The sequence below is a fragment of the Paenibacillus sp. FSL R10-2748 genome, from assembly GCF_038005565.1.
Classification (GTDB): domain Bacteria; phylum Bacillota; class Bacilli; order Paenibacillales; family Paenibacillaceae; genus Paenibacillus; species Paenibacillus polymyxa_B.
Genome location: NZ_JBBOTK010000003.1, coordinates 722,818 through 732,254, shown reverse-complemented (window position 1 = coordinate 732,254; position 9,437 = coordinate 722,818). Strand labels below are relative to the sequence as shown.

Genomic DNA, 9,437 nt, shown 5'->3' with positions numbered 1-9,437 from the left:
TTGATTTATAGAAAGAGCGATAAGCTCATTTTTAATGCTAGCGATTCTTCTTATAAAAGAAGAAATCTTTATTTCATCATCCATTTGTTCAGTTTTCAAAGAACTTGTCTGTTCTCGTTCATTCAACGAGCCAGGAATTAGATCATACCATGTTAGTTGCTTTCTTGTCAAATCTTTTTTTGATTATCTTTTCAGCAACCTCGCTTCAAGAAATGTTATTCTCAAAGCAACGTCTAATAATATATCATGCCTAAAGTTATTTAGCAAGCATTTATTTATATCTATTTTATTTCCTACTATACAACAGATAATAAGGCAGCCACCCCGCCCCAGAGCGGAATGACTGCACTCATTGCAAAACTATTTATTCTTGTTCCAGCAGTCTGATAAATTCATCCTCATCTTCTATGGTGTCAATTCCGAGCTGTTGGGCCTTAGCTAGCTTACTCCCAGCCTTTTCACCAGCTATGACTAGATCCGTCTTTTTCGATACAGACCCCGCAACTTTGGCTCCCAGCGCCTCCAGCTTGGATACAGCTTCGTCACGCGTAAGCTGATGCAAGGTACCTGTAAGCACGACCGTTTTGCCACTGAAAAAGCTGTCTGTCTTCTTCTCCTGTGGAGCTTCAGGGGCCTGAGCCTTCACCCCTAGAGACAGCATCTTTTCAATTCCCGCCTGAGTAAATGGATCGGCAAAGAAAGCCACAATGCTTTCGGCTACAATCCCGCCTACATCCGGTAGTTCTATCAGTTCTTCCACCGTAGCGGACATCGTCTTGTGCAAATCACGGTAATGTTCAGCCAACATGCGTGTTGTCGCTTTACCGGTATTCGGTATACCCAGAGCATAAAGGAAAGAAGCCAAATCTCTCTCTTTACTCTTTTCTAGTGCCGCTAAGAGGTTACTGGCCTTTTTCTCACCAAACCGCTCCAGCTTCACAAGATCATCATATTCGAGTGTATACAGATCCGCAGGCTCGCGCACTTCCAGTTCGTCATGTAGCTGTATGGCCGTTTTGTCACTGAATGTCTCAATATCCATAGCATCACGTGAAGCAAAATGGGAAATACGAGCCACAATTTGTGGTTTACACCCCAGCTTATTGTCGCAAAACAAATGGGCACCTCGCTGCTGCAGCGGAAACCCGCAGGCTGGACAATGATCTGGTACGACAATTTCCTCACCGTCGTTCTCAGACGTTACCTTTCCTAATATCTCCGGAATGACATCGTTTGAGCGACGGATAAACACACGTGCCCCCAAAGCAAACTTCAGGTTTTTGCGCTCAATGTCACCAGCATTGTTCAGTGTACAATTTTGTACAGTGACTCCCGCCAGCTCTACCGGCTCTACCCTTGCAAGTGGGGTGATTTTACCGGTTCGTCCTACATTCCACTCAACCGAGTTAAGCACCGTTGTCGTTTCCTCAGCTTCGAACTTATATGCCACCGCCCAGCGTGGGAATTTATCGGTATACCCGAGAGCCTCACGTGTGCGCATATCTGTAATTTTCAATACTGCCCCATCAATGAGGTAATCCAATCCGGCACGAGATTCTTCAATCTCAATCAGTTGCTCCATTACATCTTCAAAATTATCAAAGTAAGTCAGGTAAGGGTTTACCTTAAAATGATTTTCACGCAGGAAAGTCATCATTTCCTGGTGGCTGTTAAACTGGATACGGTCTGCATATCCCACATTGTAGAAAAATGCATTCAATCGCCGTTCTGCTGTCACTTTGGGATTCAAGTTACGCAAAGCGCCAGCTGCGGCGTTGCGTGCATTTTTAAGAGGGTCCACGGCAGTCTCATTATATTTGGACAGTACAGAGAGATTCATTATCCCTTCTCCCTGTACTTCAATTGTTCCATTTCGAAAAGGAATTGTAAGTGGCACGGATTTAATGGTCTTCACCTGTGCCAATATTCCCTCACCCACCACGCCATTACCGCGGGTAGAAGCCTGTACCAGCTGTCCATCAGTATATGTCAGGTTCAGCGTCAGGCCATCGAATTTAAGTTCTATAGCATAGCCTGGAGATGGCAAAGGTTGCTCCGGGTTCTTGGTATTGTAATCATTGACCAGTTTAACAACACGCGCGTTCCATGCACGCAGCTGTTCCATATTCTGAGCTTTATCAAGGCTCCATAATGGGGCAAGGTGGCGATGCGGTGTGAAACCTTTGAGTAACTCCCCACCCACACGCTGTGTCGGCGAATCCGGCAGCACAAGACCGCTCGTCTGTTCAAGCGCTACCAGCTCGTCATAAAGCACATCATATTCTTTGTCGCTGATCTTGGGTTCATCCAGTGTGTAGTAATGATAGTTATATGTGTTCAGTTCAGCAACAAGCTGCTCCATCCTGTGCATTGGGTTCATGCAGGCGTATCCCTCCGGGAACTTCATCAGGGCAGAGGCCTAAGCCAAGCTGCCACTCATGAGGTTCGAGATTTAATGATGTTTGAGATTTATTCTACTTTTGTAATTGGTGCAAAGCCAGCCAGCAGTCGTTTAACCCCTACTGGAGCCGGGAAAGCAATTTGAAGCTCCATATCATTACCCGTTCCTTTTACAGCGACAATGGTTCCAATCCCCCATTTGCCATGCTGTACCTTGTCTCCAGCAGCAAAAATGGAGGGGCCTCCTGCCGAAGCAGCCGGAGTTGCTTTCGCAGATGAAGATGTCGTTACTGTTACGCGGGGTGACGCGGAAGCGGACGAACCACTGCGGCTCATCGTATCAAACGAGCGTTCTCCACCAAAGTTGCTGCCACTACCTTTATTCAGTCCGCGCCCACCATAAGATCCGCCTACATTGCCTGAACGGCGGTAGCGGTCACGTTTAATGATCGTATCCTCTTTTAACTCATCTGGAATCTCTTCGAGAAAGCGGGAAGGCGGGTTAGCTGTGGTGCGGCCAAACAAAGTGCGCATCTGTGCGCATGTAAGGAACAGTTGCTCCTCTGCACGGGTAATCCCGACATACGCCAATCTGCGCTCCTCCTCCAGCTCTTCGTTATCCAGAAAAGCACGACTATGAGGGAATACTCCCTCCTCCATACCGACAATAAATACGATAGGAAACTCCAGTCCTTTGGCGCTATGCATGGTCATCAATACAACCGCATCACTTTGCTCTTCTTCATCGTCATTCATGGAATCAATATCGGCAATCAGAGCAAGGTCGGTCAGGAAGGAGACGAGTGACTTGTCTTCCGCTCCTTTTTCAAATTCCATGGTTACCGACAGGAACTCATCAATATTCTCCAAGCGCGAGCGTGACTCAAGTGTATTCTCGTTTTGCAGCTCCAATCGATATTGGGTGGTTTCCAACATTTTTTCTGTTAACTCGGTAACCGACAGGTAGTCTACCATCCGACTTAAACCTTCGATCATATCGTAAAACTCTACCAACGCATTGCGTGTACGTCCTGCAAAGCCCAAATCGTCTACAACTTGAAGGACACGGAAAATCGAAACTCCCCGTTCCGCTGCAGCTGCCTGCAATTTACCGACGGTTGTGTCTCCGATGCTTCGTTTTGGCACATTAATGATTCGGATCAAGCTGATGTCGTCGTCAGGATTGGAGAGTAGGCGAAGATACGCCAGCAAATCCTTAATTTCTTTACGATCATAGAACTTGATACCGCCCACGATCTGGTAAGGAATATCCGATTTAATCAAAATTTCCTCGACAACCCGAGACTGAGCATTCGTACGGTATAAAATGGCATGATGGCTATAGGTTTTGCCCGCATTAATATTCTTATGAATTTCTGAGGCGATAAAGTAGCCCTCATCATGCTCGGAGTCAGCACGGTAAACTTTAATCTTGGCTCCGCCTTCTTTGTCAGTCCATAGTTTCTTCGGCTTGCGGCCTGTATTTTGACCAATAACTTCGTTGGCAGCATTGAGAATATTTGAGGTGGACCGGTAGTTCTGCTCCAGCAAAATGGTGCGCGCTTCCGGGTAGTCCTCTTCAAAATTCAAAATGTTGCTAATATCCGCCCCCCGCCACCGATAGATGGATTGGTCACTGTCACCTACTACGCAAATCCGGTGATGCTTGTCGGCCAGCATTTTGCACAGCATGTACTGCGCACGGTTCGTATCCTGATATTCATCAACATGAATGTATTGAAATTTCTTCTGGTAGAAATCCAGTACCTCAGGTACTTCTTTAAATAGCTGAATCGTTGCCATGATCAAATCATCAAAATCAAGAGAGTTGTTGTTTTTGAGCCGTTGTTGGTACTTGGTATATACCTTCGCCACAATCCCCTCAAAATAGTCACCAATCTTGCGCTCATACATTTCGGGAGTGACCAGTTCATTTTTAGCCGTACTCATCATAGACTGAACCGCTTTGGGTTCAAACTTTTTGGTGTCTATATTCAGATCCTTCATGCAGCTCCGAATGACAGACAATTGATCCGTAGAATCCAAAATGCTGAAATTGGAGGTGAAGCCAATCCGCTCGATATCCCGACGTAAAATACGCACACACATCGAGTGGAAGGTGGATACCCAAACATCTCTTCCCTGTGGGCCAATCAGCTTGGATACGCGATCTTGCATTTCACGTGCAGCCTTGTTCGTAAAGGTAATCGCCAAAATGCCCCATGGAGCCGTCTTGCGGGTCGCGATGAGGTAAGCTATTCGGTGCGTGAGCACCCGTGTTTTACCACTGCCTGCGCCAGCCATAATCAGCAGCGGACCATCTACCGCCTCCACAGCCTGACGCTGAGGCGGATTAAGGCGAGCTACCGCCTCATGTATATCTATTGATTGCATGCGTGCATGCTCCTTTCCCTGAGCTTCCATAAATTCACGTTCTATACTTCCAATTTCACAGCTATCGTCTCCAGCGCCTTCGCCAAGTCACGATAAATGATGTTACCTACTACAATGGTGTCACAAACCGCAGCCGCTTGTAACGCGGTAGATTTATCCACGATTCCTCCCCCGTATAGGACACGAGAGCGCTCCGTACTGCGATGTATTTTTTGCACCAGCTCCATATCCCCAAAAGCACCGCTATATTCCACATATACAATCGGCAGATGCATGAGCTTGTCAGCAATCTGTGCATATGAGGCGGCAGATGAAGCACCCAGCGAAGCATCTGCTCCGGTAAGCTTAGCGACCGTGGAATCACCGTTCAAAACAATATATCCTTCCGCCACAAGCAAATCCCACGGGATCACATAACCAAGCTGTTCAATCGCACGTTGGTGCTGCCCTAGAATCCAATTACTGTCAGTGGTATTCAGTACCATGGGAATCATATATAGATCAAACCCTGGCACTACAGCCTCCAGATCGGACACCTCAAGCACACACGGCACCTCATAACGCCGAACCCGTGACAGCAAATCCACCGTATTTTCATAGGTTACACCCGATGAACCTCCTACCATAATGGCGTCCGTACCAGACATACACACGGCGTCAAGTGCCTCATCATCCAGTTCCTTGTCAGGATCAAGCTTAAACACATGCTTCCATGATTGAATTGAATCTGCCAACACACATTCCTCCAGCATCCATTGCTTTTGTCATGATCCAGTCGAGCCGAATTCCAATATCCAAAAGCGTTCTATGCTAAGTCTATGACAGTGCTTAAAAGGTGTCAATGTTCGTATCAAATGGGAACACCCCGTTCAGACAGCTCATGGTCGTAGCGCATACAACCAACTGCGTTTACTAAGTTCTTTTTCCGTTAAAATATCTGTATAGAAACCTCGCACACCCATCTGTTCATACTCAGCCGCATCCTTCAACTCATTAATAGTATTTACGTAGCACACTACCCCTGCCTCACGCAAACTTTCCACTAAAGCACCACTCACCCGATTCTCTGGTAAAGTTACTGCCGTTATATCATTTTGCTGTACAAATCGAATGATCTGGTCATCTTTATCCTCTGTGGCGTAGAGCGTATAAATAACGGATGGATAGGGATAAATACTCCGCAACGTTTGCAGCATTTCTTCATTGTAAATTTGAGGAACAATACGGGACAAAAGCTCGGGGTTTTTCTCCTGTGCCTGACGGGTCAGTTGTGCAAACAACTGTTTGATTTGGGCAGGGTCCTGTTCTTTCGTATCGGTCACAATATAAGCATCCGGGTATGTTTCCAATAGATCCAATACATCCTTCCAATCTACTGGAGTATAGGAACCGTGTATGGGTGTGTTTTTAAATTGATGATAGCTCCAAGGTTTTCCGTCCTGTTCTGTAGCAACTGCGTGTTCCTGTTGCATTTGCTCTGTAAAGGATTCTGTCCATTCATGGCGCGCCACCAAATGTCCGTCCGAAGTAAACATCAGGTCGACCTCGAATACGCGGCTGCCTTTTTTATAATTTTCCACAAACGCTTCACGCGCATTAGTATAGGCCAAACCATCAACGGCTCCCATGGCATGCGAAATCACACGGTGCGTGGTAAAGCCAGTATGTTCTTCTGTAGATTGCCCTTTGTAACCCAGTAAAAATGTGCCGGTTAATATTAAAAGAATGACCGCAGCAATTAGTCGTTTCATAGGGTGTCACATCCTTTTCGTACAGGTCAATACCCCACATACGCATACTCAAAACAACTGCCAGACGCAAAAACACCCTCCGGCTAAACCGAAGGGTGACTCTGGATTAATACGCGTTCTTGAAACCATTGCGAATCGTACGGAAAATAATTTTAATATCGAATAAGAGCGACCAGTTCTCAATATAGAAAATGTCATGCTTAATCCGTTCCTCAATAGATGTATCTCCACGCAACCCATTGCTCTGTGCCCAGCCTGTGATTCCAGGACGAACATGATGCTTCACCATGTATTTTGGAATTTCCTCACGGAACTGATCCACATAATAGGGTCGTTCTGGGCGTGGACCAACGACACTCATATCACCCAGCAGAACGTTGAAAAATTGCGGCAACTCGTCGAGACTCGTTTTACGAATAAAAGTACCAAAACGTGTGCGTCTTGGGTCATTAGCAGTCGTCCAGCCCGTATCTTCAGTTCCAGGGGGCAGCACCTTCATCGAACGAAATTTGTACATTCGGAAGGTGCGACGGTTCAAGCCTACCCGCTCCTGCTTAAAAATGATTGGCCCTCTGGATGTAATCATCACACCAATCGCCACCCCTAGCATGATCGGAGAGGTCAGGAGAATCGCGAATAAAGAGAATAAAATATCGAACAGACGCTTAAACAATCGATTCCCCGCCACATCCAGTGGAATATCCCGTACATTGATCATCGGCATACCTGCAAAGTTGTCAAAGTACGGGCGAGCCGGCAAATAATCGAAAAAGTCGGGGATTATAAGCGTGCGCACTCCAGCTTTTTCACACATGTTGATAATCTTGGGGTACTTATCATGAGCATCCAGCGGCAGCGCCAGAATGACCTCGTCAATCATCAGACGCGACAGCGTAGCCTCCAATTGATCTAAGCCTCCAAGAATCGGGCGAAAATGCGCCTCTTCCTCTTCACTCCAATGCCGCTTATCATCCAGAAAACCCACTACCTCGTATCCCAGATCAGGATACTGTCCAAGGTTATGATAAAATCGTTGGCCTAGAGTACCCGCCCCGAGAATAAGCATGAATTGCTTGTTGTATCCTTTTTGACGGAGAGCTTTAAGAACTTGCTTCAAAAAAAATCGGTAAAACAAAATAAGCAGAACGTTTCCAATCATATAGATTGCCAAATAGGACCGCGAAATGTCGATTTGCTTCACGAAGAACATCACACTCAACAGCACGAACAGGCCAACAATATGAATCTGGGTGACGCGGAATACGTCGTCTGCAAACCGTTTTTTGCGTTTGGGCGAATAGAGCGAGAATAACATCCCCAACACTACAGCAATCAGGCCGTAGATTAAGCTCCAGCCTCCATATACTTGAATAGGAAGCGGTTCTTTATAGGTGATCCATTCACTTTCAAATTTGAAAAACCAAGCGATCAGAAAGGACAACTGAATGACCGCGAAATCCGCCACAATATATAATTGGGTTAAAAAACGCTGATTTCTGCGTATCATGCTTTCACCTCAGTACGAGATTGTTCCCCGCCGTCTGGCTTGACCGGTGCGGACAACTTATTTTTTAGAAAGGCCATTCCAAATTTCACGGTAATTCCCGCATATACAGCCATATTGGTGATCCAACTGTATTGCTGTTTATAATGCTTACGATGAAATACCCACATTGCTCTATGAAACTCATAAATAATTTTCAAAGGACGACGGCGAGCGCTGCCCCCTTTGATATGAATAATATATGTGCGCGGGTAGTAGTAAATGCCCCACCCCGCTTGCTTAATCCGGTAACACCAGTCAATATCCTCACCATACATAAAAAAGGTTTCGTCCAACCCCCCGACCTGGTCAATCGTCTCCCGGCGCACCAGCATAAAAGCACCTACCAGTACATCTACAGGATACTCATCGTCCGGGCTTAGATGCCCAAGCTGATATTGATTGTACTTCGGGTTATCCGGGTAACGCTTCGACCAGCCGAAAGCGTAGTAAAAAGAAGCTGACGGCGTTGGAAATCCTCGCTTACAAGCCTTGTCTAATGATCCATCCGGCAAGATGACCTTGCAACCCGATGCCCCCATCTCCGGATGCGTATCCATAAACTGAATCATTGTATCCAGCGTGTCCGGTTGCACCAACGTATCGGAGTTCAATAACAATACATAACGCCCGCTGGCTACTTCCATCCCCTGGTTGTTCGCCTTGGCAAAACCTGTATTATTCTTATTGGCTATCAACGTAATCTCCGGGTATGCAGCACGAATAGCCTCAACAGATCCGTCACTGGAGTGATTATCAATAACAATCACTTCATATCGGTACTGCGACTTTGACGCATACACCGATTGCAAACAATCCAGCGTCAATTGACACGTATTATAGTTGACGACCAGTATGCTTACATCCATATTTAAAACGCTCCTGACAAATTCAGTAATCTATTCTACTATCGCCTATTATAGCATACCGCGCAGACCACGGGGCGCAAAAAAGCACATAACTTGTAACCTTACATAGTTAGTAGAATTTCACAAAATTCGATTCCTGTCGCTCCAAAGTGCAAATATAGACAAACGAAACCATTTCGATCTATATATTGTTCATTGGGAGTCGTTTATTAGATTTTTGTAAAATCCTCGGTTGAGGTCTAAAATTCATCGTGGTAAGATATACATGGAAAAAGGGCTGGTGCCAGCCAGCCCCTGCGCAACCAACGCTCCAAGAGCGGACGGTTTTGGAACAATCAGGCCGAAAATAGACCCTTCCTTGCGGGGGCGGTCTATTTTCGTTTGTTAAACTCTAACAGTGTGACGATTAACGCCCCGAACGTCAGCATTAAACTGAGCGCCTCAAACACTGTCACAGGCTTCACCCCCCTCCTCGGGAGA

At 46.2% G+C, this 9,437-nt stretch carries 7 protein-coding genes; all 7 read right to left on the bottom strand.

All coding sequences use genetic code 11. The features are described 5' to 3' along the window. Positions 1-364: 364 nt before the first annotated feature. The 7 genes from ligA to NSS66_RS26850 all read right to left on the bottom strand — a co-directional run bounded on the left by ligA (position 365) and on the right by NSS66_RS26850 (position 9,406). Positions 365-2,380 carry an NAD-dependent DNA ligase LigA gene (ligA, locus tag NSS66_RS13105; RefSeq protein WP_340959091.1) on the bottom strand — a complete coding sequence of 672 codons (2,016 nt, stop codon included), beginning with the start codon at positions 2,378-2,380 and terminating at the stop codon, positions 365-367. Between the two features lie 89 nt (positions 2,381-2,469). Beyond that, positions 2,470-4,794 (bottom strand): DNA helicase PcrA, encoded by a 2,325-nt coding sequence (gene pcrA / locus NSS66_RS13100; RefSeq protein WP_023990577.1) that lies wholly within the window; start codon positions 4,792-4,794, stop codon positions 2,470-2,472. A gap of 41 nt (positions 4,795-4,835) precedes the next feature. Further along, positions 4,836-5,546 carry a heptaprenylglyceryl phosphate synthase gene (locus tag NSS66_RS13095; protein WP_049828463.1) on the bottom strand — a complete coding sequence of 237 codons (711 nt, stop codon included), beginning with the start codon at positions 5,544-5,546 and terminating at the stop codon, positions 4,836-4,838. Between the two features lie 126 nt (positions 5,547-5,672). After that, a complete protein-coding gene (locus tag NSS66_RS13090; RefSeq protein WP_069080816.1) occupies positions 5,673-6,545 on the bottom strand; it encodes a phosphatidylinositol-specific phospholipase C/glycerophosphodiester phosphodiesterase family protein in 873 nt (290 codons plus the stop codon). A gap of 106 nt (positions 6,546-6,651) precedes the next feature. Then, on the bottom strand, positions 6,652-8,052 hold the full coding sequence (locus tag NSS66_RS13085; RefSeq protein WP_023990580.1) for an undecaprenyl-phosphate glucose phosphotransferase: 1,401 nt from the start codon (positions 8,050-8,052) through the stop codon (positions 6,652-6,654). Next, complete coding sequence (locus NSS66_RS13080; RefSeq protein ID WP_340959090.1) at positions 8,049-8,957, bottom strand: glycosyltransferase family 2 protein; 909 nt, start codon at positions 8,955-8,957, stop codon at positions 8,049-8,051. Before NSS66_RS13080 ends, NSS66_RS13085 begins: the two co-directional genes overlap by 4 nt. Before the next feature lie 371 nt (positions 8,958-9,328). Then, the gene (locus NSS66_RS26850) at positions 9,329-9,406 is read right to left on the bottom strand and encodes a putative holin-like toxin (protein WP_354005523.1); all 78 of its coding nucleotides are present in this window, start codon (positions 9,404-9,406) and stop codon (positions 9,329-9,331) included. Positions 9,407-9,437: the final 31 nt, after the last annotated feature.